The organism is Bacillus sonorensis NBRC 101234 = KCTC 13918 (genome assembly GCF_001592005.1).
Classification (GTDB): Bacteria; Bacillota; Bacilli; order Bacillales; family Bacillaceae; genus Bacillus; species Bacillus sonorensis.
Map to the genome: position 1 here is coordinate 41,710 of NZ_BCVZ01000019.1, position 23,817 is coordinate 65,526.

General features: G+C 46.6%; 25 protein-coding genes and 1 other annotated feature. Of the genes, 3 read left to right on the forward strand and 22 right to left on the reverse strand.

Annotated elements, in window-relative coordinates:
* Nucleotides 1–168: 168 nt before the first annotated feature.
* Nucleotides 169–570: a hypothetical protein gene (locus BTR1S_RS17450; RefSeq protein WP_006637944.1), complete on the forward strand. Its 402-nt coding sequence runs from the start codon at nucleotides 169–171 to the stop codon at nucleotides 568–570.
* A gap of 12 nt (nucleotides 571–582) precedes the next feature.
* Here the strand turns inward: BTR1S_RS17450 and BTR1S_RS17455 are convergent, their stop codons facing one another.
* The 6 genes from BTR1S_RS17455 to lrgA form a co-directional block, all read right to left on the reverse strand.
* Entirely contained in the window at nucleotides 583–852 is a 270-nt protein-coding gene (locus tag BTR1S_RS17455) for a DUF1294 domain-containing protein (RefSeq protein ID WP_029419157.1), read from the reverse strand.
* A 61-nt stretch (nucleotides 853–913) separates the two neighbouring features.
* A complete protein-coding gene (rplT, locus tag BTR1S_RS17460; protein ID WP_006637946.1) occupies nucleotides 914–1,273 on the reverse strand; it encodes a 50S ribosomal protein L20 in 360 nt (119 codons plus the stop codon).
* Nucleotides 1,274–1,305: 32 nt separating this feature from the next.
* Nucleotides 1,306–1,506: a 50S ribosomal protein L35 gene (gene rpmI, locus BTR1S_RS17465; RefSeq protein ID WP_006637947.1), complete on the reverse strand. Its 201-nt coding sequence runs from the start codon at nucleotides 1,504–1,506 to the stop codon at nucleotides 1,306–1,308.
* 17 nt (nucleotides 1,507–1,523) lie between these two features.
* Nucleotides 1,524–2,042, reverse strand: coding sequence for a translation initiation factor IF-3 (infC, locus tag BTR1S_RS17470; RefSeq protein WP_087962510.1), 519 nt, complete (start codon nucleotides 2,040–2,042; stop codon nucleotides 1,524–1,526).
* Nucleotides 2,043–2,110: 68 nt separating this feature from the next.
* Nucleotides 2,111–2,244: a sequence feature (ribosomal protein L20 leader region), on the reverse strand.
* Between the two features lie 136 nt (nucleotides 2,245–2,380).
* Entirely contained in the window at nucleotides 2,381–3,064 is a 684-nt protein-coding gene (gene lrgB / locus BTR1S_RS17475) for an antiholin-like protein LrgB (RefSeq protein ID WP_006637949.1), read from the reverse strand.
* 21 nt (nucleotides 3,065–3,085) lie between these two features.
* Nucleotides 3,086–3,499 (reverse strand): antiholin-like murein hydrolase modulator LrgA, encoded by a 414-nt coding sequence (lrgA, locus tag BTR1S_RS17480; RefSeq protein ID WP_006637950.1) that lies wholly within the window; start codon nucleotides 3,497–3,499, stop codon nucleotides 3,086–3,088.
* A 252-nt stretch (nucleotides 3,500–3,751) separates the two neighbouring features.
* On the opposite strand from lrgA, the gene BTR1S_RS17485 reads away from it, so the two are divergent.
* Complete coding sequence (locus tag BTR1S_RS17485; RefSeq protein ID WP_029419158.1) at nucleotides 3,752–5,323, forward strand: alkaline phosphatase D family protein; 1,572 nt, start codon at nucleotides 3,752–3,754, stop codon at nucleotides 5,321–5,323.
* An 11-nt stretch (nucleotides 5,324–5,334) separates the two neighbouring features.
* On the opposite strand, the gene BTR1S_RS17490 is transcribed toward BTR1S_RS17485, so the two are convergent.
* The 3 genes from BTR1S_RS17490 to BTR1S_RS17500 all read right to left on the reverse strand — a co-directional run bounded on the left by BTR1S_RS17490 (nucleotide 5,335) and on the right by BTR1S_RS17500 (nucleotide 8,230).
* Nucleotides 5,335–6,057: a LytR/AlgR family response regulator transcription factor gene (locus BTR1S_RS17490; protein WP_006637952.1), complete on the reverse strand. Its 723-nt coding sequence runs from the start codon at nucleotides 6,055–6,057 to the stop codon at nucleotides 5,335–5,337.
* The gene (locus BTR1S_RS17495; RefSeq protein WP_006637953.1) at nucleotides 6,050–7,816 is read right to left on the reverse strand and encodes a sensor histidine kinase; all 1,767 of its coding nucleotides are present in this window, start codon (nucleotides 7,814–7,816) and stop codon (nucleotides 6,050–6,052) included. Before BTR1S_RS17495 ends, BTR1S_RS17490 begins: the two co-directional genes overlap by 8 nt.
* A gap of 186 nt (nucleotides 7,817–8,002) precedes the next feature.
* Nucleotides 8,003–8,230, reverse strand: a complete 228-nt coding sequence (locus tag BTR1S_RS17500) for a DUF3923 family protein (protein WP_029419160.1) — start codon at nucleotides 8,228–8,230, stop codon at nucleotides 8,003–8,005.
* 526 nt (nucleotides 8,231–8,756) lie between these two features.
* Here BTR1S_RS17500 and BTR1S_RS17505 point away from each other — a divergent pair.
* Complete coding sequence (locus tag BTR1S_RS17505; RefSeq protein WP_006637955.1) at nucleotides 8,757–9,554, forward strand: HAD family hydrolase; 798 nt, start codon at nucleotides 8,757–8,759, stop codon at nucleotides 9,552–9,554.
* Nucleotides 9,555–9,599: 45 nt separating this feature from the next.
* Here the strand turns inward: BTR1S_RS17505 and thrS are convergent, their stop codons facing one another.
* The 13 genes from thrS to polA form a co-directional block, all read right to left on the reverse strand.
* On the reverse strand, nucleotides 9,600–11,531 hold the full coding sequence (gene thrS, locus BTR1S_RS17510; RefSeq protein ID WP_029419161.1) for a threonine--tRNA ligase: 1,932 nt from the start codon (nucleotides 11,529–11,531) through the stop codon (nucleotides 9,600–9,602).
* 342 nt (nucleotides 11,532–11,873) lie between these two features.
* Nucleotides 11,874–12,716 (reverse strand): putative sporulation protein YtxC, encoded by an 843-nt coding sequence (ytxC, locus tag BTR1S_RS17515; RefSeq protein WP_006637957.1) that lies wholly within the window; start codon nucleotides 12,714–12,716, stop codon nucleotides 11,874–11,876.
* 78 nt (nucleotides 12,717–12,794) lie between these two features.
* The gene (locus tag BTR1S_RS17520) at nucleotides 12,795–13,427 is read right to left on the reverse strand and encodes a TVP38/TMEM64 family protein (RefSeq protein ID WP_006637958.1); all 633 of its coding nucleotides are present in this window, start codon (nucleotides 13,425–13,427) and stop codon (nucleotides 12,795–12,797) included.
* A 27-nt stretch (nucleotides 13,428–13,454) separates the two neighbouring features.
* A complete protein-coding gene (gene dnaI, locus BTR1S_RS17525) occupies nucleotides 13,455–14,387 on the reverse strand; it encodes a primosomal protein DnaI (RefSeq protein ID WP_006637959.1) in 933 nt (310 codons plus the stop codon).
* Nucleotides 14,388–14,407: 20 nt separating this feature from the next.
* The gene (gene dnaB, locus BTR1S_RS17530; RefSeq protein WP_029419162.1) at nucleotides 14,408–15,823 is read right to left on the reverse strand and encodes a replicative helicase loading/DNA remodeling protein DnaB; all 1,416 of its coding nucleotides are present in this window, start codon (nucleotides 15,821–15,823) and stop codon (nucleotides 14,408–14,410) included.
* A 118-nt stretch (nucleotides 15,824–15,941) separates the two neighbouring features.
* Nucleotides 15,942–16,400 carry a transcriptional regulator NrdR gene (nrdR, locus tag BTR1S_RS17535; RefSeq protein ID WP_006637961.1) on the reverse strand — a complete coding sequence of 153 codons (459 nt, stop codon included), beginning with the start codon at nucleotides 16,398–16,400 and terminating at the stop codon, nucleotides 15,942–15,944.
* Between the two features lie 15 nt (nucleotides 16,401–16,415).
* The gene (locus BTR1S_RS17540; protein WP_006637962.1) at nucleotides 16,416–16,808 is read right to left on the reverse strand and encodes a hypothetical protein; all 393 of its coding nucleotides are present in this window, start codon (nucleotides 16,806–16,808) and stop codon (nucleotides 16,416–16,418) included.
* Between the two features lie 201 nt (nucleotides 16,809–17,009).
* The gene (speD, locus tag BTR1S_RS17545) at nucleotides 17,010–17,396 is read right to left on the reverse strand and encodes an adenosylmethionine decarboxylase (protein WP_006637963.1); all 387 of its coding nucleotides are present in this window, start codon (nucleotides 17,394–17,396) and stop codon (nucleotides 17,010–17,012) included.
* Between the two features lie 227 nt (nucleotides 17,397–17,623).
* Nucleotides 17,624–18,646, reverse strand: a complete 1,023-nt coding sequence (locus BTR1S_RS17550; protein WP_029419163.1) for a glyceraldehyde-3-phosphate dehydrogenase — start codon at nucleotides 18,644–18,646, stop codon at nucleotides 17,624–17,626.
* Between the two features lie 207 nt (nucleotides 18,647–18,853).
* Complete coding sequence (gene coaE, locus BTR1S_RS17555) at nucleotides 18,854–19,459, reverse strand: dephospho-CoA kinase (protein WP_006637965.1); 606 nt, start codon at nucleotides 19,457–19,459, stop codon at nucleotides 18,854–18,856.
* A gap of 16 nt (nucleotides 19,460–19,475) precedes the next feature.
* Nucleotides 19,476–20,132, reverse strand: coding sequence for a sporulation membrane protein YtaF (gene ytaF / locus BTR1S_RS17560; protein ID WP_224254551.1), 657 nt, complete (start codon nucleotides 20,130–20,132; stop codon nucleotides 19,476–19,478).
* A 194-nt stretch (nucleotides 20,133–20,326) separates the two neighbouring features.
* Nucleotides 20,327–21,154 carry a DNA-formamidopyrimidine glycosylase gene (mutM, locus tag BTR1S_RS17565; RefSeq protein ID WP_006637967.1) on the reverse strand — a complete coding sequence of 276 codons (828 nt, stop codon included), beginning with the start codon at nucleotides 21,152–21,154 and terminating at the stop codon, nucleotides 20,327–20,329.
* A gap of 18 nt (nucleotides 21,155–21,172) precedes the next feature.
* Nucleotides 21,173–23,812: a DNA polymerase I gene (gene polA / locus BTR1S_RS17570; protein ID WP_006637968.1), complete on the reverse strand. Its 2,640-nt coding sequence runs from the start codon at nucleotides 23,810–23,812 to the stop codon at nucleotides 21,173–21,175.
* Nucleotides 23,813–23,817: the final 5 nt, after the last annotated feature.

Sequence of the window (23,817 nt, forward strand, 5' to 3'; positions counted from 1 at the left end):
CAGCCTCCTTTAATTAACCCTCAATTACTATTATACAAAAACAAACCTTTTCAATACGATCAATATCGGTTGCAGTCGTTTTTTTTTGAAAAAAATGAAACGTTTAATGAAGTGGTTCGTATATATTCAGATATACCTGAATTTCTTTCATGGGAGGTTCTTTTGAACATGCTTGTCCTTATATTGAGATTCGCTTTGCTGGCGCTATTAATTTATGTCGTATACAAGACCGTTCAGTTTTTGGGCGATCCGAAACGGAGACTGAAATCCGCACAGGCAAAAGAACATTTCTATTTTTTGGACGAACAAAAAAATACGCGCAAAAATTTCAAATTAGCGTTTAAGGGCGTTCTCTTCGAAGGGGAAAAACACATTCCCTCCAAAGACCATCCTCTGTTTATCCATACGATTTTCGTGTGGTCGGATGCCCCGGAAGAAAAGCTCAAGTCTTTTACGGAAGAGGATTTTCTCGAATTGGAAAACAAAATCAAAGCACACTACCCGGACTGCAAAATCGATTGGGATTCATCCCTCAAAAAATTTAAAAACAAAAAAGCAGAACAGCGATAAGCTTTTCTGCTTTTAGTTCATGACATATAGCAAAACAACCGCCAATACGGCTTGAATCATCAGCAGGAAGGGGATCCCCAGCTTAAAGGAGAGATGCTTCGTTTTATGTCTGAAGTAGAGCATTCCAAGCCAGACGCCAGCCGAGCCGAACAGAGCGGCAGTCAGCCAGATGCGGCGTTCAGATATCCTCCATTTGTTTTGGACGGCTCTTTGTTTGTCGATGTTCATCAGCGCGAAACCATATCCGTTGATCAGGATGAAGGCTGTCAGCATCATACTCATTTGTCATTTTCCCCCCTTGCCGTTGACATCAAATAAAAAAAGGCCGTGAACGGCCTTTTTATTATTTGTTTAATTGAGCTTTTGCAGCATCAGCAAGCTGATTGAATGCAGAAAGATCGTTTACAGCAAGATCAGCAAGCATTTTGCGGTTGACTTCAATGCCGGAAAGTTTAAGACCGTGCATTAAACGGCTGTAAGAAAGACCGTTCATACGAGCTGCGGCATTGATACGAGTGATCCAAAGCTTGCGGAAATCACGCTTTTTCTGACGACGGTCACGGAAAGCGTAGTTTCCAGATTTCATGACTTGCTGGTTAGCTACTTTATATAATGTATGTTTTGAACCAAAATAACCTTTTGCTAATTTAAGAACCTTTTTACGACGTTTGCGTGTAACAGTTCCGCCTTTTACTCTTGGCATTAGATTTCCCTCCTAATTATCCCTTTTCCGAATTACTTAATGTTGGCAAGCTGCTGCTTGATGCGTTTGAAATCGCCCGCGCTGACGATCGCGCTTTTGCGAAGCTTGCGTTTTTGTTTTTGAGATTTATTTGCGAACAAGTGGCTAGTATATGCATGAGAACGTTTCAGTTTCCCGGAACCTGTCTTTTTAAAACGTTTCGCAGATCCGCGGTGAGTTTTCATTTTTGGCATGGATGTTTCCTCCTTAATTACTTTTCATTTTTAGGTGCGAGCACCAGGAACATGCTGCGGCCGTCCATTTTCGGCTTCGTTTCAACGGTTGCAACTTCCGCGCAGGCTTCCGAAAAACGGTCGAGAACGCGCTGTCCGATTTCTTTATGCGTGATCGCGCGGCCTTTAAAGCGGATGGATGCTTTTACTTTGTCCCCTTTTTGCAGGAACTTGATGGCGTTGCGAAGCTTTGTATTGAAGTCGTGTTCTTCAATACCCGGGCTCAGCCGCACTTCTTTTAAGTTAATGATTTTTTGATTTTTGCGTGCTTCTTTTTCCTTCTTCTGCTGCTCGAATCTGTACTTTCCATAGTCCATAATCCGGCAGACAGGCGGTTTTGCATTTGCCGCAACTAACACAAGGTCAAGATTTGCGCGACCGGCAATCTCCAGTGCTTCCTGGCGGGATTTGATCCCCAGCTGGTCGCCATTTTGTCCGATCAAACGAACTTCACGCGCACGGATACCCTCATTAACCAATTGATCTTTGCTAATAATGAGCCACCTCCATAGAATCTTTGAATTGATTTCACAACTCATTTTGACCGCTTCATTGCATTTCCACAGGCAAACAAAAAGTGTGGGCATAACAACACCCACACTGCGAACATCTGCATAAAAAAATAAGAAATGTACGTTTAACCTGCCAACTACAAGAATGTGTCAATCAGGTGAGAAGCGGGTGCTTCTGCTTGTTGATATATATTCAATTCATTATCAATCTTACATAAACATATCCTGTAAGTCAAGATATAAAATTTATCACAACATTTGCTATTATAGCAGGTCATATTTGAAATAGCAACGATGATCTTTATTTTCTTCTTTCTCCATGCTTACCCGCCGATCATTTGAATGAACACCGGAATGACAAAAACCGTCACAACGCCGACGACAACCACTGCAATGCTTGCCATGGCCGCTTCGACTTCCCCCATTTCAATTCCGACGGCAACGCCGAGGGCATGTCCTGATGTTCCAAGCGCCAAACCTTTTGCGATCGGATTTTTCACATGAAAGATTTTTAAGAACAGCGCCCCAAGTGCATAAACGATAACAGCGTTAAAAATGACTGCAAAAGCTGTAATATCGGTGATGCCGCCGATTCCCTCTGATAATGGAAGAGCAATCGCCGTTGTGGCGGCCTGCGGCAGCATGCTTTTCATGACGGCCTCATCCAGATGAATTCCTTCCGCGATGAGATACACGACGGCAACCGAACAGACTGAGCCTGCGATAATGGCGGAGAGGATCTGCCACCAGTATCTTTTCAATTTATCCGCCTGTTTATATAGAGGAATCGCAAACGCGATCGTAGCAGGCTCTAAAAAGAATTTAATGATGTCTCCGCCGCTGCTGTAATCCTCATACGAAAAGCCCCCGATTTTCAAGAATGCGATCCCGAGCACCATGGCGACAAACAAAGGCGTAAACAAGAAAAATCCGTTTGTCTTCTTGAACAGATAAGTGCCGATGCCAAAAGCGGCAAGTGATACGACAATGCCGAAATATGGTGTCATAAAGAAAACCTCCTTTTTTCATCAAGAAGCTGTTTTTTTAACCGTTTCAGGCGGTGCAGCCTGCCGCTTTTTGCCCCCGGCAGTCAAAATCAGCTGTGAAAACAGTCCTGTTGCACCAAGCAGAATGACGGTAGCCAGAAAAATAACGAATACGATGAGCAGGCCGTATTCCTGCATCACACCGAGCGAATTCATGACAGAAATTCCCGATGGAACAAATAAAAATCCGATAAGAGAGGTTAATGCTGTACCGAGCGACTCAACCTGCTCAAGCTTGATCACCTTCGTGCACAGCAGCGTGAATAATAGAACCAAACCTATGACTGATGCCGGAATCGGGATGGGCAGCATGCCTGCGATTCCGTTAGAAACAAGCATAATGACAGCAAAAATAAAAGCCTGTGTCAAAAAACCGAATACTTTTCTCCCACTCATTTCGCTCACCTCTTTGGCTTTGTTGGCATCATTATATAAAACAAAGCCCCTTGAAAAAGCGCTTACATTGAAACTCGCCTAATATACAGGTTCAGTTGCAGGAATCGGACGCTGAAATACAAATAGCCTCCATAGCGGAGGTTTGAATGGCACTTATCATTTTCACAGCGGAATTTTTCCAATATGTGCTAATGAAGAAGCGTTCATCGTATAGTTAATAACGTGAAAAAAAGTAAGGGGGCCAAGAACAATATGCACACCGGAAATCAGCTCGACATGCACGGACGCCGCTCGAAGCCGTCTGCTGAGCTTACATCCTTGATCGATCGCGGATTATTGCCGGAAGACGCTTCACTCGCCGCAGAAGCGCCCGCATTTACAGACAATCCATTTCAGCTGGGGATCGCCTCAGGCGAACCGCACCCGGACGGATTTGTGATATGGACGAGGCTTGCACCTGATCCGCTTGCTGAAGATGGCTCGGGAGGCATGCCGAACAGGAACGTACCAGTGAGATGGGAGGTCGCCGAAGATGAACATTTCCGCAAAATCGTCAAACAAGGTACGGCGACGGCTCTGGCGGAGCTTGGCCACTCTGTGCATGTGGAAATCCACGGATTGAAACCGGCAAGATATTATTGGTACAGATTCAAAGCCGGTCGGGAGATCAGCCGGACAGGCCGGACGAAAACCGCGCCTCCCCCATATGTCGATCTAAGCGGAATGTCGTTTTCCCTTGCATCATGCCAAGCCTGGTATCACGGCTATTTTACTGCTTATCGGCACATGGCCGAAGATCACCCCGACGTTGTGTTTTTCCTTGGAGACTATATTTACGAATACCCTATAAACGAAAACAACCTTTACCGGGACGTCAAGCTGTCCAGTGCTCACAATGCAAAGACGGTCACCCTCAGCCAATACCGGCTGCGGTACTCCCTTTTCAAGACCGATCCTGACCTTCAGAACATCCATGCATTGGCTCCTTGGGTCACAACCATGGATGACCATGAAGTCGAAAACAATTATGCCGGCATCTACTCCCAATACAATCCTTCTCCAGAAGCGTTTCTCAAGCAGCGCGCAGCCGCCTACCAAGCCTTTTACGAGAACATTCCGGTCAGGCGCGCCTCGCTTCCAAAAGGGCCGGATATGCTGATGTACCGCCGCTTCCGCTATGGAAACCTGGCAGAATTCAATGTCCTTGACACAAGGCAGTACCGGAGCAATTATCCGGCAAACGAGGATGAACGGCTCGATCCCGAAAGATCAATCCTCGGAAAAGCCCAAGAACAATGGCTGTTTCGCGGGCTGAGCAGGTCGAATGCGATTTGGAATATGCTGGTGCAGCAGGTCGTTTTGGCGCAGATTGACCGTGACACAGGACCAGGCACGGAGTACAGCGTCGATCAATGGGACGGCTATCCTGCTTCGCGCGACAGGCTGTTCTCCGCCTATCAAACGTGCGGCATCCAAAACCCCGTCGTGCTGACAGGAGATATCCACAGACATGCCGCCGCAGACCTTAAAACAGATTTCAATGATGTTCAATCAAAAACGATCGGCACAGAGCTGATTGCCACCTCGATCGCTTCTGACGCCGATGGCGCCGAAACCGATTCCCTCGCACCGATCTGGCTGGGGAATCCCCATGTCAAGCTATATAATGCACAGCGGGGCTATGTCCGCTGCACCATGACTCCTAAACAGCTTCTGGCCGAATTTCAGGTTCTCCCTTATGTCACCCGCCCCGGTGCCTCTGTTTCAACCTATGCCAGCTTTTTAGTAGAAGCGGGCCGCCCTGGGCTGCAAAGGATTCATTAACATCAGCTGTTTCACATCATATGTAGCAGTTTTTTCAGTTCTTTTGCATATGTACGGCTGACAGGAATGGTTGAACCGTCTTTCATGAGCAGATTATACGTTGAATTAAACCACGGCTTTACCTCTTTCATATGGCCCATGTTCGCCAGAAAGCTTCTGTGAACCCTGATAAACAAGGATTGCGGAAGCTTTTGCTCAAGCACGACCAGCGTGTCATGCACGGCGTAGGCCGCTTCAAAGGTTTTGACGATGACCCGGCCGTCTCTTAATCCGGCATACACGATTTCATCAGCGTCAAGAATGACAATCGATTCATCAACATGAAAAGCCAGCTTCTGATGGCCGGGCAGCGGCTGCTCCTCTTTGCCTTTCTGATGCATCCTTTTGTATTTTTTGATCGTCTGTCTGATGCGCTCCTCATCAAACGGTTTTGTCAAATAGTCAATAGCATCGACTTCAAATGCTTTCAGCGCGTATTCGTCATATGCGGTGGCAAAAACAACGGCCGGAGGGGCTGACATTTTTTTCAGGCGCTTGGCGATGTCAAATCCGTTTTCCCCGGACAGATCAATATCTAAAAAAAGAATATCAGGCTTTTGATCAGCCATTTTGTCAAACGCCTCTTCGATATGTTCAGCTTCATCGATGGCATCTACTTCTTTCGTCCGCTCCAATAAATATCTCAATTCATCCCTTGCAAACATTTCATCATCAACGATTAACACCTTAAGCATTTGCTTCTCCCCCTCTTCCGGTTTGAAAAGGAATCTTGAATAAAACCTCAGTCCCTCTGTCAGGTTGACTTGTAATGTTTAAAGCCGCCTGCTGTCCGAACAGCCCCGTCAGCCGCTGGTTCAGATTATACAGCGCGGTCCCGTTTCCTTCCTTTGAAGGCGACGGCGCTTTTCCCAATTGTTCCAGTACGCCCGGTTCAATTCCTCTGCCATTATCTGCGACCTTCATCAGGACGCCGTCCGGCTCTGAACGGACGCAGACTGTCACCCTGCAAGATTTCTGCTTTTTCGGAAAAGCATGGCGCAGCGCGTTTTCAACAAGCATCTGCAAGATAAATGGAGGGATTTCCATGCGCTCCAGCCCTTCTTCGATATGAAAATCGATTGAATATTTCCCCGGAAAACGCGCCTGTTCCAAAGACAAATATGCTTCGAGATGATTCAGCTCCTTTGAGAGCGGAATCAGCAATTGCCTTGCCCCCTGTAAGTTCGAGCGGAAATAGACGCTGAGCTGAAGCAGCAGCCTTCTCGTTTTTTCAACGTCTGTCCGGCACAGTGCGGAGATCGTATGGATGGCATTAAATAAAAAATGAGGATTGACCTGCGCCTGCAGCGCTTTGATTTCGGCATCCTTCAACAGCTTGCTTTGCAGCTCAGCCTCCCCGAGCTCAAGCTGAGTGGAAAAAAGCATGGCAAGACCTTCGGCGAGCTCTTCCGTCACGCGGTTAAGACCGGACGGGTGCTTAAAGTACAGCTTCAGCGTGCCGATCGTTTCTCGATTGGAGAAGAGCGGCAGTACGATCGCTGCCTGGAGCGGACAAGAACGGTGCGTACACTCGATCTCATCGCGCGACTTCACTTTCATGACCTTACCTGTGTGAATGACTTTTTTCGATAAACCGGTGATCAGGTTTTTTGAAGGAATATGATGGTCGGCTCCTTCTCCGACATGAGCGAGAATGTTCTTTCTGTCCGTAATCGATACGGCATCCGTCCCCGTCATCCGGTGAATAATGAGAGCGGCGCTTTTGCAGGAATCCTCATTCAGCCCCCGGCGGAAAAAAGGAAGCGTCTGATCAGCTATCGAAAATACCTTATGGGTCTGAACGGCCCGCTCCTGTTCTTCTTTGCGGATAATAGATTGAATGATCGATAGAAATATAAAGCTGCCTGTCCCGTTGACAATCATCATCGGAATGCCGATCATCTGAACGAGCGCCAAAGCCTCGGCCTGCGGTTTTGCAAGCACGAGAATCATAAGCATCTGCAGGCCCTCCATGCAAATGCCAGCAAGAGCGGCTACCCGCGGCGTCACCATCTGGTGCCGTTTTCTGAAAAAGCTGCCGATATAACCCGCGATGATGCCTGCCAGCACTGAAGAAACTGCGCAGCTCAAAGCCGTCGTCCCTCCCAGTGAAAAACGGTGAATGCCTGACAAAAGCCCGACACCCGCTCCGACAAACGGCCCTCCGATCAGGCCGCCGATTTCGACACCGAGAATTCTCGTATTGGCAATCGAGCTTGACGGATCGATCGCAAAAATCCAATCATTGTTCAAAATCTCGTGTTCTCGGATTTCAATGCCTGTATAGTTGCTGATGATGCTGAACAAGGAAAAAATGAAGATAAGAACTCCCTTTCCCTTATACCCTTCCGGATGCTGAAGGTGCTGACGGAACACCTTCATATGGGCCAACATAAAGCCCAGAATGACGATGATCCCCACTCTCTCCAGCATCATGATCATGAGTTGGATCATGTACTTCCCCTTGCTTTCTTTCGGAATCTGCTCTTATTCTATCATACCTCTCTTTATTCACACTTTGACGCAGCATGGCTTTAAAATCTTTTACGGACAAAACCGCTTAATAAGGAAAATAAAAAGGACAGCAATTGTTTGCCGCCCTTCTTCATTTTTTTCACTCCAACAATCGCGCCCGCTCGCTTATTTGTTACTGCTAATTCTTAAATTAACAATCAGCCACACAATTTGAATAATGAATGGAAATATAAACGCAATCAATAAAACGATAAATGCTATTAATTTAAGCTCAGGTGTTTGAGTAACACCAGCACCATCAACATTTCTAAGCCAAACAACAGCTGCTCCTACTACAAAAATGGTCATCCAAAATATGTTGCAAACCCACCAAAATACCCACCGTTTTTTCATCATACCATTCCTTCCATTTTCCCAACTAATGTTGTTACAATATATCCACTTCTTCCGACCGTTCCAACAAATATCTCAATTCATTCCATGCAAACATTTCATCAAGCATCCAATTCCCCTTCTGTTTGTTTAAAACGCGGGCGGAGATTCACACTTCTGCGCCAGCAAACAGCCTCCCGATTCTATCGAACTTGACGGCTTAACTGAAAAATCCAGTCATTGCTCAGCATCTCGCGGTTATGTATTTCAATGCGTATAATAAAAAAAAGGAAAAGATACAGACCCCTTATAACCTTCAGAATGCCGCAGATGGCGGCGGAATCCCTTCAAATGAGCCAAACATCATGATCTAAAATGAATCATAAAAATCCCCTTGCTTTCCAAACAATAGAATTTTCGTTTTATTTTATCATATGGCTTTCACACTTTGACACTGCATTACATCAAATTCATTTCTTTCACATCCCTTTGATCTATTGTAAAATAAATGAGAGAATTCTATAAATTAATGGCAGAGGAGAAGATCATGAAAGCCGTATTTTTTGATTTAGACGATACATTGCTCTGGGATGAAAAAAGCGTCAGCACAGCATTTGCCGAGACATGCCTTAAGGCGGAAAAAAAATACGGGATCAATGCGGGCGAATTTGAAGCGGCCGTTCGCCAGGCGGCGCGGGACCTTTACACGTCTTATGAAACGTATCCTTACACCGTGATGATCGGCATCAATCCGTTTGAAGGGCTGTGGTCAAATTTCAGCGAACCGATCAGTGAAGGTTTTCAAAAGCTGAACAAGATCGTCCCTGAATACAGAAAACATGCATGGACAAACGGGCTGAAAGCATTCGGAATCGATGACCCGGTTTTCGGGGAAGAGCTTGGCCAATGCTTTGCGGCTGTGCGCCGGAAGCGTCCATTTGTCTATGAAGAAACCTTTGCCGTTTTGGAAGAATTAAAAGGAAAGGTCGAGCTTCTTTTGCTGACGAACGGAGATCCGAGCCTGCAAAAAGAAAAATTGGCCGGTGTTCCCGAGCTTGCCCCTTATTTCAGCGAAATCGTCATTTCCGGAAATTTCGGAAAAGGGAAGCCTGATCCGAGCATTTTTGAACACTGTCTTGATCTTCTCGGCATTACGAAAGACGACACCGTGATGGTCGGGGACAATCTAAACACGGATATTCTCGGCGCTTCAAGAGCCGGCATACAGACCGTTTGGGTCAACCGAAAAGGCAAAGAAAACGGAACCGATGTAAAGCCGGACTACGAAATCCGCCATTTAACCGAATTGCTTGACATTCTGGCCGAAAAGCAGCAATCGCTTTAACATGTAAAAAGCATGACTCCAAATGGAATCATGCTTTTGTCTTGCTTATTTTCTTGCTTCAGCAACGGCTTTTTTCACGAAGTCTTCAAGTGAAACCGTTTCTGATTTTTGCTCTCCGTATTTGCGGATATTAACCGCTTCGTTTTCAGCTTCCTGGTCGCCGACGACGAGCATGTACGGAATTTTTTGCATTTGCGCTTCACGGATTTTATAGCCGATTTTTTCATCACGGCTGTCGACTTCAACGCGCAGACCTTCTCGCTGCAGGCGATCCTGCACTTGTTTTGCATAGTCAAGATGCACTGACGGCGATACAGGGATGACCTGGAATTGAACCGGTGCAAGCCATGTCGGAAGCGCTCCTTTATGCTCTTCAATTAAGAATGCTACAAAGCGTTCCATCGTAGACACGACACCTCTGTGGATGACGACCGGACGGTGCGGTTTTCCGTCTTCCCCGACATATGTCAGGTCAAACTTTTCAGGAAGAAGGAAATCGAGCTGTACGGTTGACAGTGTTTCTTCCTTGCCAATCGCTGTTTTGACTTGAACGTCAAGCTTCGGCCCGTAGAACGCCGCTTCGCCTTCCGCTTCATAATAGTCATGCCCCATCTCATCCATCGCTGCTTTCAGCATCGATTGTGCTTTATTCCACATCTCATCATCATCATAGTATTTCTCTGTATCTTCAGGGTCGCGATAAGACAGGCGGAACGTGTAGTTATTTAATCCGAAGTCTTTATAGACATCCTGAATCAAACGGACGGTGCGGATGAATTCGTCTTTGATCTGATCCGGACGGACGAAAATATGAGCGTCATTCAGGGTCATTCCGCGGACGCGCTGCAGCCCTGAGAGCGCACCGGACATTTCATAGCGGTGCATCGTGCCGAGCTCAGCGATTCTGATCGGCAGCTCGCGGTAGCTGTGAATGTCGTTTTTATAAATCATCATATGGTGCGGACAGTTCATCGGACGGAGCACAACCGTCTCATTATCCATTTCCATTGGCGGGAACATTGTATCCTGATAATGATCCCAGTGGCCTGATGTTTCGTAAAGTTCCTTGCTTCCGAGCACAGGTGTATAGACGTGCTCATAGCCGAGTGCGAGCTCTTTATCAACGATATAGCGTTCGATTACGCGTCTGATTGTGGCGCCCTTTGGCAGCCAGAGCGGCAGCCCTTGGCCGACTTTTTGAGAAATGGCAAACAGCTTGAGCTCTTTTCCAAGCTTTCTGTGGTCGCGTTCTTTTGCTTCTTCAAGCAGGCGCAGATGCTCTTCAAGCTCAGCCTTTTTGAAGAAAGCAGTTCCATAGATGCGCTGCAGCATCTTGTTATTGCTGTCTCCGCGCCAGTATGCTCCCGCAAGGCTCAGCAGCTTAAATTCCTTGATTTTTCCTGTTGAAGGGACGTGGACGCCCCGGCACAAATCAAAGAATTCGCCCTGCTCATAAATGGATACCGCCTCACCTTCCGGAATCGCATCAAGCAGTTCCAGTTTCAAGTCGTCGCCGATTTCGGCAAACCGTGCTTTCGCTTCTTCGCGGCTGACCTCTTTTCTGACGATCGGCAGATTTTCCCCGATGATTTTTTTCATTTCTTTTTCGATTTTCGGGAGATCCTCGGGTGTGAGCGCTTCTTCCAGGTCAACATCATAGTAGAAGCCGTTTTCGATCACAGGGCCGACGCCGAGCTTCACATTTTTATAAAGCCGCTTGATCGCCTGAGCCATTAAGTGCGCGGTGCTGTGGCGCATAATCTCAAGCGCTTCGTCGCTGTCTTCCGTAATGATTTCAATCGCACCGTCCTCAACAATCGGTGTGCGCAGATCGATTTCTTTGCTGTTTAATTTTCCGGCAATTGCTTTTTTCTTTAAGCCGGGACTGATCGATGCCGCGATATCTTCTGTCGTCGTTCCTTTGGCAAACTCCTTAACCGCTCCGTCAGGAAATTTGATTTTTACCATATCTGACATCCTAGTCACTCCTTTTTTTTACAAAATAAAAAATCCCCGTCCCCCTATGAAAGGGACGAGGATTGATAAACGGAATTCGTGGTTCCACCCTTTTTCCCGAAAACGCAAAAAATCCTTGGCGCTTTCGGCTTTCGATTCTGTAACGGGAAGTCCCGTCAGTCATTACTGGACAAAACGCCGTTCACAACTGATGTTCAAAGGTGGTAAAAAAATGACCCTTGGTTTAGGAGACTTGCAGCCCCGGCCTCCCTCTCTGTCAAACCGGTGTTCATTTTTCCATGTCCTTATCAATACATTGCATCTTAAGTTTATACCGTATTATAAATCGTTTTGCGAGCAAAATCAAGAATGCTCTTCCAAAATGTTTTCCTGCGGATGGAAGGAGTCGAGAGAAAAAATCCGCACCCGCTCCTGAAAAATGTTTTGGATCGTCTGAACCATGGCATGCTCCCGGTCTTTCGTATAAAGATCGATTTTTTTCGGAGCGATCGAAACGAGCGGCGCCAGCAGGCGGGAATCAATATACATCGGGTGTTCTCTTACGAACCGCCTGTCTATGTATTTTTTTTGTTCCCGTTCCGAAATATACTTTAATTCCCATAATACGAAATGATCGTCATGCACGATGTGTACATGATCAAGCATCGGCTCTTTCGAGGTGACATAGTCCCTGAGCGATTGAATGAACGTCTGGTATTCCTGTTCCATTTTGTATTCGTCAATCGCAGCCTCGACGTACCCCCTCAGACGTTGATAATATTTTCCGAGCCGAAACGTCATAAAGGAGCGGATCGACAGAACGTTTTCTTCAAGACAGATGGCTTGAAGCTCCTGATTGATGAAATGTTCACGAGGGGTGTCGTCCTGATTAAGCGGAAGCCCTTCAAGTTCACCCTCCATGATGCTGTGGGCCAGCTGGAGAATCTGCTGCTGTTCATCCCTGTCCAAAAAGTAATAATCGCCTTCAATGACCGAAAGCATGTATTCATCTTCTTTGCATTCTGTAAAAAATTTCGTCAGAACAGGCTGAATCAATGCCTGAATCCTGACAGAGGAATGTGTTTTTTCAATTCCGATCTTCCCTGGCGCCTCGTGAATCTTGATATGCCGGTTCACATCAGCATTGCGAAGCAGATGCAAAAACGCGGCTGTATCATAATCATCTTCAAATGTAATTTCGAGCATGTTTGTCCCCCCTAACAACATCTGATACATGTATATGGGCGGGACAAATAAAATAGACTCAAAAAAATGGATAAGCCTTTAATCAAACAGCTCCTGCACTTTTTTTCTGAATAAAAGCGGAACGGTGATAAAAAGAAGATAGATCATGGAAACGATCACGATTGCCAAGAGGTCGCCGGACAGCAGGCTTGATCCGAGCGCATTTAAAATGACGGTTCCCGGAATGATGCCACAAGCCGTGGCCGCCAAAAACGACAGCGGCCTCACTTTTGAAACGCCTGCCGCATAGCTGACCGCATCAAAATGAATCGGAGCGAGCCTTAACAGCAAAATGCCGTAAAAACCGTTTTTTTGCAAAAGGCTGCGAACCGCATCAAGCTTTAGGGGCATTTTTTTCACATTTCCGCCGAGTCTATAGGCAACGGCAAATGATAAAAACGCTCCGCCTGCGGCCCCTGCAAAAGAATACAGAGATCCAAACAGCGGACCGAACGCAAGCCCGCCGCCAACGGCGAAAACGGAAGCGGGCAGCAGAATAAACGGCCTGATCATTAATAATCCGATATAAATCAGCGGTGCGAAAGCGCCGAAGGATAAAACCCCTTCCCTGATATGGCGGGGATTCAGGTTCAAATATTTTGCGTTGAACCACAATCCGGCTGACGCTATCGCAATCACCGCCGCCCACTTGCCGAGGGCTTTTTTTGGCATGTCCTCATCTCCCTGATTCATAGGCGATTATTGTCGGCGGTTTTTCCCATCAAGACGGACGGGAGTAGCCAGGTACAGCACCCTTTCCATCAGTCTTGCCGCCTTTACCTCTTCTTTTTCTCCCCTTTGGGAATATGTGAAATGATGCTTCAGCTCATCCGGATCAAAGTTCGAAGAGAAAAACGTCGGCAGCTGCTGGGACATTCTGTGCTGAAGAATCGTGCCGATTACTTCATCCCTGACCCAGCTGGACATGGACTCCGCTCCGATATCATCAAGCATAAGAATCGGAGTGGATTTCACCATATCGAGCTTTTCTTCCAATGACTGGTCATGAATGGCGTTTTTCAGCTCTCTGACAAATTCGGGGACATAGACGAGAATGGACGGGTGATCCTTTGCTGCAAGCTCATTAGCGATGGCTGCCAGCATAAAGGTTTTGCCGACGCCGAATTTCCCGTGGACATAAATTCCTTTTCCTTTTCCCGTCTCGTTATAGTCATGGAAAAATTGCGTCACAAGCTGAAGCACCTTCAAGCGGCTGGGGTCGTCCCCATCAATATCCGCAAATGTGGCATCCAGCAGATCCCTTTGAATATAGATGCTTTTGATTAGCGAACGCTGTCTTTCCCTTTCATCAGCTTTGCGCTTTTCAGGACAGATGTCATACTTGATATCAATCGTTTTTCCGTTCAGCACAAGCTTTGGATAATAGCCCTTAAGCAGATTTTTGCATTCATTCAGACTGGGGCAGTTGCTGCAGGCTTTGCTTTGCTGTGTATATTCATAAAGCTTGTTCAAGCTTCTGTCGATCATATGATCGTCCACTTCCGACTGATGTTGTGCGAGAAATTCCTGAACATCCTTGTCAGAAAGAACTTTTTCTTTCATATCCTCAAGGCGCTTTTTAAAATCAGGCCTTGCCGTCACGCCTTGCAAAGCTCGTTTAATCGGCTCCATAACTCTTGTTCACCTCACATTTAAAGGGCGGAATGGTTTCTCAGTTTTTTCATTTCCTCCAGCAGTTGTTGCTTCTGCTGATCAAAATCTTCCTTGCTTGCCGCGGCCTGCTCCCCTTCGGGATGAGCCCCGGAAGCTTCACCTTGCAGCCAATCCGGCAGCTTTTCTTCCCTGATGACTTTTTTGCTGCGCTGCGTTTTCTTTCCTTCCGCCCATTCAAGATACTGACGGTTTTCTTCCTTGGCAAGCTTCATGGCTTCCCTTACCGTCTTCACTTTTTTTCTGGCCCAGTGGGAAGCGATTTTTTGCGTGTAGTTTTTTGAAAGCTTCATATCGGTTTTCAGCATGACATAATAGATCAGGACATTGATGACGCCCGGCTCCAGCTTTTGGTCAAGCATGATTTCCTCGATGATTTTCAAATCGGCTTTGGACGGTTCGGCCCCGCCTGCAATATCCTGCAGCAATTTTCTCGGGGATACCTGTTCAAGGAGCGCGATCAAGTTTTCTTCCTTTGATGACGGCTTTGGCGGCTGTTCATTCGAATAATCACGCAGCCTGAGCGGCTGCACTTTGTCGACAAGCTCCGGAAGCAGGCCGCTTCTTTCGATCTGATACCAGTCGCTTGCCGCTTTTCTGAGCGCTTCCGTCGTGATTGTATCATGTTCATCAACAGCTGACATGACGACGTTTTGCATTTGCAGCGGTTCGATGCCGTACAGAAAGGCGAGTTTTTTGATCGTCTCTTTTACTTGCCCGGTCAGCGCTTTTCTCGGGATCAGCGCCTCAGACAAACCAGCCAGAAACAACTGAAAGTCAAAAGCATCATCCGTCACCTCGACCGGCTTGCTTTGCCCCTCTTTCATCAATTCCTGGCCGTCTTCAAGCTGCATGGCGTCGGCCATATCATCTGACAGCTTCCATTCGCTCGGCTGCACAGCTGCAAAGACTTCATTGAACGAGCGTGTGATATCACGGGCCTCTTCAGGAACGGCAGGATGTGAAAAATAATCTTTCAACTGCTGAAACCTTGCTTTTCCGACGCGGTTGTACAAAAAAACGTTCAGCATACCGTCTTGAAAAAACTCATCCGGCCTGAGCGGCGGAATCAGTTCATATATAAATAAACGCTCCTGTTCGGTTTCTTTTACATATGTTTTTAACAGACCTATTCCCTCGAGCTTTTCCTTTTCGGCGTAAATCGTTTTCAGGCTTGTCTGCATCGCCCCCATCAGCTGCCTGTGGGTCGAGCTTTTCCCCCATACCCTGTTTTGCTCCAGCTCTCCCCAGAGCGTAAAAAACAGGCTGAGCGGGAAAAAGCCGATCAAAGGCTGGTACAGCAGGGTCACAATTTGCCGGTCCAAATCCTGAAGAAGCCCGTGGCTCTTGACGATGTAAGGATCGACAGGAAGCAAGTCTTTCCAATAATTACTCATATCTTTTGTCAACCTTCCAATTTGTTTCTTGTCCTCATTTTACACCTTTTTTCGGTCTTCATGTCATCCACCTGAAATCTTTATCATGAGAAAAGAGCTGGATCAAGTTTTCAGCTCTTTACCGTTCTTTCTTTATTAAGTCTTTCAGTTCCTCGATAAACACATTGATATCCTTGAATTGGCGGTATACGGACGCAAATCTGACATATGCTACCTCATCGATTTTCGCCAGACGGTCCATCACCATTTCGCCGATATCCTCGCTTTTCACTTCAGAAGCACCTTGATTTCTAAGCTCTTTTTCAATTTCAAAACAAATATCTTCAAGCTGTTTTAAAGCGACAGGCCGCTTTTCACAAGCTTTGATCAAGCCGCGGAGCATCTTCTCCCGGCTGAATTCTTCCCGAATTCCTTCTTTTTTTACGACGATGAGCGGAATTTCTTCCACTTTTTCAAATGTCGTAAACCGGTAATTACATGATTCGCATTCGCGCCTTCTGCGAATCGATCTGCTTTCGTCAACCGGACGGGAGTCTAACACTCTCGTCCCATTATGCTGACACGCTGGACATTTCATTTTTTCAGCTCCTATTCAGTTGTTTGTTTGGACAGCAGGAGCCAGCTTTCGGTCCAATTCCCGATAAACCGACGAAACCATGCTGCGGCTGTACCCAAAATCAGTCGGCAAAAACGTTTCCGTCGATATATTAAAATCTACGGCTGTATCAAAAGGGCGAACCGATACGACGGTCGCCACCAAAAAAGCTTTTCTGGGCTTTGCAACCTCCGCGCTTATTTCTCCTCTTTCTTCCGATACCGAAATGGCGGTGCAGCAGTCAAGCCCGTCCAGCACTTCCTTTACTGCTTCAAGCGCCTGTTTTGCAGTTGCTTTATAATAGCGGCTCTTCAGCTCGTCCAAAGGATGGTGGTCGGATGTTTCGGCATGGGTCGAAAAAAACCCCTGAATCTTTTGGAAAACGCTCATATTCCATATCCCCTTTGTCTTCTTCTCTATATTTTATTAAAAAAACTCTCCATTTCCAAGAGAAAACAAAATAGCAAGAGAATGCCGAATGCTGGAAGAAAGGCCATTTCAAAGAAGCGGGGGCTGGTTTCGCGGAAAAACAAAAAGGAGCGGATCACAAAAAGCGGCTCTTCGCTTTTTCATCCAGCTCCTTTTCAGGCATTAAAGCGCCTGTGCTTTGGCTTTGGCCTGTTTGATCTGAACAGGTCCCATGCCTCTCGGTATTTCAATGTTCTCTCTTGTTTCCGCACTTAGCTCTTCTGCGATGTAATCCGCAGCAATATTCGGATCTAAATCTCCGCAAGTATAAACATCAATGCTGGCATATCCGTGTTCAGGAAAGCTGTGGATGGTCAGATGAGATTCAGAAATAATGACGACCCCGCTTACACCTTGAGGCGCAAATTTATGAAACGCAACCTCCCGCACCTCAGCGCCTGACTTCAGTGCCGCATTTACAAACGTTTTTTCAATAAAATCCATGTCGTTCAGCTTATCAAAATCGCATCCCCACAGTTCGGAGATGACGTGACGCCCCATTGTTTCCATAGCATGGACCCCCCTTAACAAGAATTAAAAAGTGAATTTCCAAGCAACTAAACCGGTCATTTACCACGGGGGAAAGTTAGTCCGGAGAGGTCCTAACCCTTTAAGTAATGCCGAAGCGCTCACGAACTAGAAGTTCACGAAAAATAGTATACTTTGTTTGATTATTTTTTGCAAGGCGGTTTTTTGGTTAAGGGGTTTTTATTTTTTTAGCCGTCCATGCTTTTATTTTATACAGCTGAAGGATGTTTCATTCTCAAAGCGACATATCTGATTAAATCAACGACCCTGCACGAATATCCCCATTCATTGTCATACCATGCAAGCACTTTCATTTTTCTGTTTTCAAGCACCATCGTTGAAAGGCTGTCAATGACGGCGGAATATGGATTTGTATTAAAATCTGCTGACACGAGCGGTTCATCGCACACATCGATGATGCCGGACATTGAACCGGCGGCCGCCATGCGGAATGCCTCATTGATGTCCTCAGCCGTGACATCGCTTTTTAAATCTGCGACAAGATCAACGAGAGAAACGTTTGAAACAGGCACCCGCAAAGCAAGGCCATGCATTCTTCCTTTTAAATGAGGCATAACGAGCGACAGCGCTTTTGCAGCGCCTGTAGTCGTGGGAATGATCGAAGAACCGCAGGCGCGCGCTCTCCGCAGGTCTTTGTGCGGATTGTCGATATTTTTTTGATCGTTTGTGAAGGCGTGAACGGTCGTGACAAGTCCGTTTTCAATGCCAAATGCATCATCAAGCACTTTTGCGACAGGCGCCAGACAATTCGTCGTACAAGACGCGTTGGAGATGATCGCATGGCGCTCCGCATCGAAATCGCCTTCATTTACGCCCATCACAATCGTAATATCTTCATTTTTTCCAGGCGCGGTTAAAATGACCTTTTTCGCTCCTGCTTCAATGTGCGCTTCCGCTTTTTCCTTAGAATTAAACTTGCCTGTAGCTTCAACCACTATATCGATTCCGTGTTTTGCCCACGGAAGGAGCTTCGGATCTCTTTGATTGGTCAGCAAAACCTTTTTCCCGTTTACCAAAAGATGATCATCGCCCGCTTTGACATCAAGCTCATAGCGTCCGTGATTTGTGTCATACTTTATTAAATGAGCGAGCGTTTCCGCAGGATAGCTCGCGTTGATCACAGCTATATCCATTTGATCATCAAGCATCGCTTTTCTAAACACCATTCTGCCGATACGGCCGAATCCGTTTATCGCAACTTTTACCTTCATCAAACAAACACCCCTTATTTTTATGTCATTCCATATCTGTTTTGCTCAAAATAAGTATAACACATTATTTCGAATTAGCCATACCATTTATTCTTTTTACAGCAAATTTGCACACCGTGTATGCGAATAACGGCTGGCTGGCGTTGCGGGGCTGTCGGCGAACGGATTTCCGTATAACAAAAAAAGTGAGTGCGGGAAAATCCGCACTCACTTCTCAGTATGTGACCACGCTTCAAGCAGGCGCTGAAGCTGGTTTTCGGTATCCTCCAGACGGCCGCTGTTATCGATGACGGCGTCGGCTTTTTTTCTTTTTTCATCAAGCGGAAGCTGGGCATGAATTCGATTCAGCGCTTCCTCTTCATTTAATGAATTTCTTTTCATCAGCCGCTCAAGCTGGAGCTTTTTCGGGATCCAGACAACGATCACCTTGTCTGCCAGATGCTCGAGTCCGCTTTCATACAAAAGCGGAATATCAAGAACGACAAACCGTTCTCCGGCCTGAATGGCTTCATCCCGCTCTCTGATCATCGTTTTTCTAACTTCGGGATGGACGATCGCATTTAATTGCATCCTTTTTTCTTCGTTTTTAAATACAAGTTCTCCGAGTTTTTTCCGGTCGATATCGCCGGTTTCAAGCAACACGCCGCTGCCGAATGTCTCGGTGATTTTTCGGTATGCCGGCATTCCTTTTTCAACGGCTTCTTTCGCAATGACGTCAGCGTCAACAACCGTGATGCCGCGCTGCTGGAACATCTGTGCGACAGTGCTTTTTCCGCTGGCGATGCCTCCTGTTAAACCGATGACCAATGTCACGGGCTGCACCTCTTTCCTACAGTTTCCAAATTCCGATCATAATCAGCAATATTCCCGGCAGGAAGGTCAGTTTATCCATCCAATTCCACCTTGATAAGAAACGGCCGGACTGAATGCCCAAAAATACGAATAACGAACTCATAAGAGCGACCGTCAAACTCATCGGAACAGGTGAAAATCCGAGTGCGGCTGCACCGATTCCCGCACCAAAGGCATCGATCGAAAGGGCAAAACCGAGCAGGAAGGCTTCGATCCCGGTGATAATGCCCGACTTATCGATGTCCGCGCTTGTCGGCGTCCTTAAAATGTGGATGACGATTCCGAGCGATTTCAGTTCAAGATTGATCAGCGTTTTCTCCGAAAGGGCCATTTCCTGCTCTTTTTCCGGTCTGAAAAACTGATAAAGCACCCAGGCCCCGATCCCCATCAAAATAACGGCTCCGAGCCTTTCTGTTAAAGCGACCGGGAAAAATCTCGCCAATAAAGATCCGATCATCATGGCCAGCAGCATAACGATTCCCGAACAAAACGCGATAATCACAATCGCTTTAAAAGGAATTTTCAGCTTGCGCAATCCGTAAGTAAATCCGACTGAAAAACTGTCCAGGCTGACGGCGAATGCCAGCAGCAAGAAAGATGCAAACATCATATCCGGTTCTTCCTTTCTGTTGATGCGGCGGTGTTTTTTAGCCTTAGGCAGCTTTTATATAGGCTTCTTATATATATGAGAAAGGAAAATGATCTGTGTGTTGTTCACCTTAAAAAAGAAATAATACACAGAACCGCCGGATGTTAAGCGCTCCAAAAGCGTAAATATCGGCAGCGTGAACCGTGATGCGTCAAGCCTGGACAAAGTTTATGCAATTGTTATTTTTTCTGGCATGTGGCGCAGAAATGCGTGCCTCTTCCTCCGACAACCGTTTTTTCGATCACAGTCCCGCATTTTTTGCAAGGTTCGTCTTTTCGGTTATAGACGAAGAGCTGAAGCTGAAACATGCCGATTTCTCCTTGTGAATTGATATAGGATCTGACAGTGCTTCCCCCCGCTTCAACCGCTTCTTTCAGCGTTTTGATGATTTCTTCATGAAGCAGAGCCGTTTGTTTTTTTGTCAGCTTGTTTGCCGCTGTTTCCGGGTGGATGCCGGCTCTGAAGAGCGCTTCATCCACATAAATGTTTCCAAGTCCGACGACTGTCTTCTGATCAAGCAGCGCGGTTTTGACAAAGCGGCTCGTTTTTTTGAGGCGCTCTCTTAAATACCCGATCGTAAATTCGTCGCTGAAAGGCTCCGGGCCGAGCTGTTTGAGAGGCAGTTCAGTCTGTTCTTCACCCGGTTTAAACAAATGCATCGTGCCGAATTTCCTGACATCGCGGTAGCGAAGCTCCGTTCCGTCCGTAAACGTAAAGATCACGTGCACATGTTTATCCATAGGCTCACCGTTTTGGTGAAGCCCGTATTTCCCTTCCATTCTCAGATGAGAGACCATGGTGAAATGGTCGAGATGAAACAGCAAAAATTTCCCTCTTCTGTCAACTGACTGAATCGTTTCCCCAATGAGTAGCCTTGCAAACTCCTCTGGTTCTGCCGGGCGTTTAATGATGTTTGTCCAGCGAATTTCAACAGATTCGATCGTTTTCCCTATTACAAGTCCGGCTAAAGTGCGCCGGACGGTTTCGACTTCTGGCAGCTCCGGCACATCATCACTCCCTTTTCATTATTTAGCATCATACCATGAAGGCCCTGAGGAATAATCCACTTTGAGCGGCACGTCAAGCTGAAGTGCGTTTTCCATCACTTCCGGCACCAGCTTTTCAAGCTCTTTGATTTCCTCTTCAGGCGCCTCAAAGATTAATTCGTCATGAACCTGTAATAACAGTTTGGCCTGGAGGTTTTTCTCCTTCAGCTTCTCAGCCATCGCGATCATCGCTTTTTTAATAATGTCAGCGGCGCTTCCCTGAATCGGAGTGTTCATCGCTGTCCGCTCGGCAAAGCTGCGCAGATTGAAATTCCGGCTCGTCAGCTCAGGAATGTATCTTCTTCGGGCTAACAGCGTCGTGACATAGCCCTTCTGCTTTGCTTCCTGAACTGTTTCTTCCATGTATTCTTTGACTCCCTGAAAGCTGTGGAAATACCGTTCAATAAACGCGGCGGCTTCCTTCCTTGTAATCCCGAGGTTTTGCGAAAGCCCGTAATCGCTGATGCCGTATACGATTCCGAAATTGACGGCTTTTGCCTGTCTTCTCATGGCCGGTGTGACTTCTTCCTCAGATACATGAAACACGTCCATCGCCGTTTTTGTGTGAACGTCCATGTCATGCGTAAAAGCTTCAATCAAGTTTTTGTCCTTTGAAATGTGGGCAAGCACCCTCAGCTCGATCTGCGAATAATCCGCCGCAAATATCAGCCAATCTTTTTGAGACGGAACAAATGCCTGCCGGATTTTCCGGCCTTCTTCAAGACGGATCGGGATATTTTGCAGGTTCGGATCGGTCGAGCTCAGCCGGCCGGTTTGCGTCAAGGCTTGGTTAAAGCGGGTATGCACTTTATGGGTATCCTTCCGGATGACTTTTAAAAGCCCTTCGACATATGTGGACTGCAGCTTGCCGATTTGCCTGTAATGAAGAATGTCTTCGATGATGACATGCTTATCGCGAAGCTTTTCCAGAACATCCGCTGATGTGGAGTATCCCGTTTTCGTTTTTTTCACGACAGGCAATCCAAGCTTTTCGAACAGGATGACGCCGAGCTGCTTGGGCGAGTTGATATTAAAGGTTTCGCCTGCTGATTCATGGATTTTCTTTTCATATTCCTTCAGCTTTCCGGACAGCTCTTCGCCCATTTTTTTCAGCCTGTCGACATCGACCTGGACACCGATGGATTCCATTTCACCAAGGATATGGGCGAGAGGCATCTCAAGCTCCTCAAACAGTTTAAGCTGCTCGTTTTTTTCCAATTCGTCAAGGAGCTTTTCACGGAGCTCCCAAATCGCCCGGGCTTTTCTGCCCAAATGATCGGCAAGCTCCTTCTCGTCCGGAACCGCCTGTTTGGCTCCTTTTCCGTAAACCGCTTCATCAGTGGAAACGATGTTAAGATGATGTTCCTTTGCAACGCTTGCCACATCATCATACGAGTGGCCTGGATTGATAATATAAGCTGCAAGAAGAACGTCAAATTCGGCTCCGCTCAGCTCAATTCCTTGCCAGCGCAAGGCGACGGCCGCACGTTTTGCATCAAATACCCATTTCTTTTTCGACTCATCCTCAGCCCATTCTTTAAAGCGGTCAGAGCCTAAAGCCGTCTCTTTCGGAATGAAGAACACACCGTTTTCATTGACGATGGAAAAACCGAGGATCGGCGCTTCATGATAGTTGTCGCCAAGCTGTTCAACAACAAATGAAGCCGGGGTAGCCAACAATTCTTCTGTGATGGACTGCTGAATCTTTACATGAATATCCTCAAATGGTTCTTCTTCTTTTTCCACCGGATCTTCGCCAAGCCGTTCCAGCAAAGAGTTAAAGCCGAGATCCTTAAACAGCTTGACGACCGCTTCCCTGTCAAAGCCTTCGTAGCCGAGGCCGTCAAGACCAATCTCAAGCGGGGCATCTGTTGTGATCGTCGCGAGCTCTTTGCTCATCAAAGCCTGATCTTTAAATTCGCTCAGCTTTTCTTTCAGCTTTTTGCCGCTTACTTCATCAATTGATGATAAAAGCTCTTCCACCGTGTGGAACTGCTTTAACAGCTTGATCGCCGTTTTTTCGCCGACGCCGGGCACGCCGGGAATATTATCTGAGGCATCGCCCATCAGACCTTTCATATCGATGATCTGCTCAGCGGCAAGGCCGTACTTTTCCTGAATGTGATCAGGGGTATAATATTCAACATCTGTGATTCCTTTTTTTGTGATGGCGACAGTTGTTCCTTTTGTCGCAAGCTGTGTCAAGTCTTTGTCTCCGGAAAAAATCTTGACTTCAAAACCTTCTTTTTCGGCTGATTTGGCGAGCGTTCCGATAATATCATCGGCCTCGTAGTTTTCAAGCTCATACCTGGAAATGCGGTAGGCGTCCAGGAGCTCATGAATAAACGGCAACTGCTCGGAAAGCTCCGGAGGCGTTTTTTGTCTGCCGCCTTTATATTCTTTAAACGTTTTATGCCTGAACGTCGTCTTCCCCGCATCAAATGCGACAAGCATGTGAGTCGGTTTTTCTTCCTCGAGCATTTTCAGCAAAATCGTCGTAAAACCGTACACCGCATTTGTATGTATCCCTTTTTCATTGCTGAGGAGAGGCAGAGCGAAAAACGCGCGGTATGCCAGGCTGTTTCCGTCAACCAATACTAATTTTTTTCTTTCAGTCATCTTGA

What these genes read in the sequence shown, in the direction of transcription:
- dnaB (WP_029419162.1), bottom strand. Translation starts at nt 15,823, where the DNA reads ATGAGTAATTATTGGAAAGACTTGCTTCCTGTCGATCCTTACATCGTC.
- rplT (WP_006637946.1), bottom strand. Translation starts at nt 1,273, where the DNA reads ATGCCAAGAGTAAAAGGCGGAACTGTTACACGCAAACGTCGTAAAAAG.
- BTR1S_RS17455 (WP_029419157.1), bottom strand. Translation starts at nt 852, where the DNA reads ATGAGTATGATGCTGACAGCCTTCATCCTGATCAACGGATATGGTTTC.
- BTR1S_RS17540 (WP_006637962.1), bottom strand. Translation starts at nt 16,808, where the DNA reads ATGAGCGTTTTCCAAAAGATTCAGGGGTTTTTTTCGACCCATGCCGAA.
- BTR1S_RS17520 (WP_006637958.1), bottom strand. Translation starts at nt 13,427, where the DNA reads ATGCCAAAAAAAGCCCTCGGCAAGTGGGCGGCGGTGATTGCGATAGCG.
- thrS (WP_029419161.1), bottom strand. Translation starts at nt 11,531, where the DNA reads ATGTCAGATATGGTAAAAATCAAATTTCCTGACGGAGCGGTTAAGGAG.
- lrgB (WP_006637949.1), bottom strand. Translation starts at nt 3,064, where the DNA reads ATGACACCATATTTCGGCATTGTCGTATCACTTGCCGCTTTTGGCATC.
- BTR1S_RS17505 (WP_006637955.1), top strand. Translation starts at nt 8,757, where the DNA reads ATGAAAGCCGTATTTTTTGATTTAGACGATACATTGCTCTGGGATGAA.
- rpmI (WP_006637947.1), bottom strand. Translation starts at nt 1,506, where the DNA reads ATGCCAAAAATGAAAACTCACCGCGGATCTGCGAAACGTTTTAAAAAG.
- BTR1S_RS17450 (WP_006637944.1), top strand. Translation starts at nt 169, where the DNA reads ATGCTTGTCCTTATATTGAGATTCGCTTTGCTGGCGCTATTAATTTAT.
- BTR1S_RS17490 (WP_006637952.1), bottom strand. Translation starts at nt 6,057, where the DNA reads ATGCTTAAGGTGTTAATCGTTGATGATGAAATGTTTGCAAGGGATGAA.
- BTR1S_RS17500 (WP_029419160.1), bottom strand. Translation starts at nt 8,230, where the DNA reads ATGAAAAAACGGTGGGTATTTTGGTGGGTTTGCAACATATTTTGGATG.
- speD (WP_006637963.1), bottom strand. Translation starts at nt 17,396, where the DNA reads ATGGAAACAATGGGGCGTCACGTCATCTCCGAACTGTGGGGATGCGAT.
- dnaI (WP_006637959.1), bottom strand. Translation starts at nt 14,387, where the DNA reads ATGGAGCCGATTAAACGAGCTTTGCAAGGCGTGACGGCAAGGCCTGAT.
- BTR1S_RS17485 (WP_029419158.1), top strand. Translation starts at nt 3,752, where the DNA reads ATGCACACCGGAAATCAGCTCGACATGCACGGACGCCGCTCGAAGCCG.
- BTR1S_RS17550 (WP_029419163.1), bottom strand. Translation starts at nt 18,646, where the DNA reads ATGAAGGTAAAAGTTGCGATAAACGGATTCGGCCGTATCGGCAGAATG.
- lrgA (WP_006637950.1), bottom strand. Translation starts at nt 3,499, where the DNA reads ATGAGTGGGAGAAAAGTATTCGGTTTTTTGACACAGGCTTTTATTTTT.
- nrdR (WP_006637961.1), bottom strand. Translation starts at nt 16,400, where the DNA reads ATGAAATGTCCAGCGTGTCAGCATAATGGGACGAGAGTGTTAGACTCC.
- BTR1S_RS17495 (WP_006637953.1), bottom strand. Translation starts at nt 7,816, where the DNA reads ATGATCCAACTCATGATCATGATGCTGGAGAGAGTGGGGATCATCGTC.
- polA (WP_006637968.1), bottom strand. Translation starts at nt 23,812, where the DNA reads ATGACTGAAAGAAAAAAATTAGTATTGGTTGACGGAAACAGCCTGGCA.
- ytxC (WP_006637957.1), bottom strand. Translation starts at nt 12,716, where the DNA reads ATGCTCGAAATTACATTTGAAGATGATTATGATACAGCCGCGTTTTTG.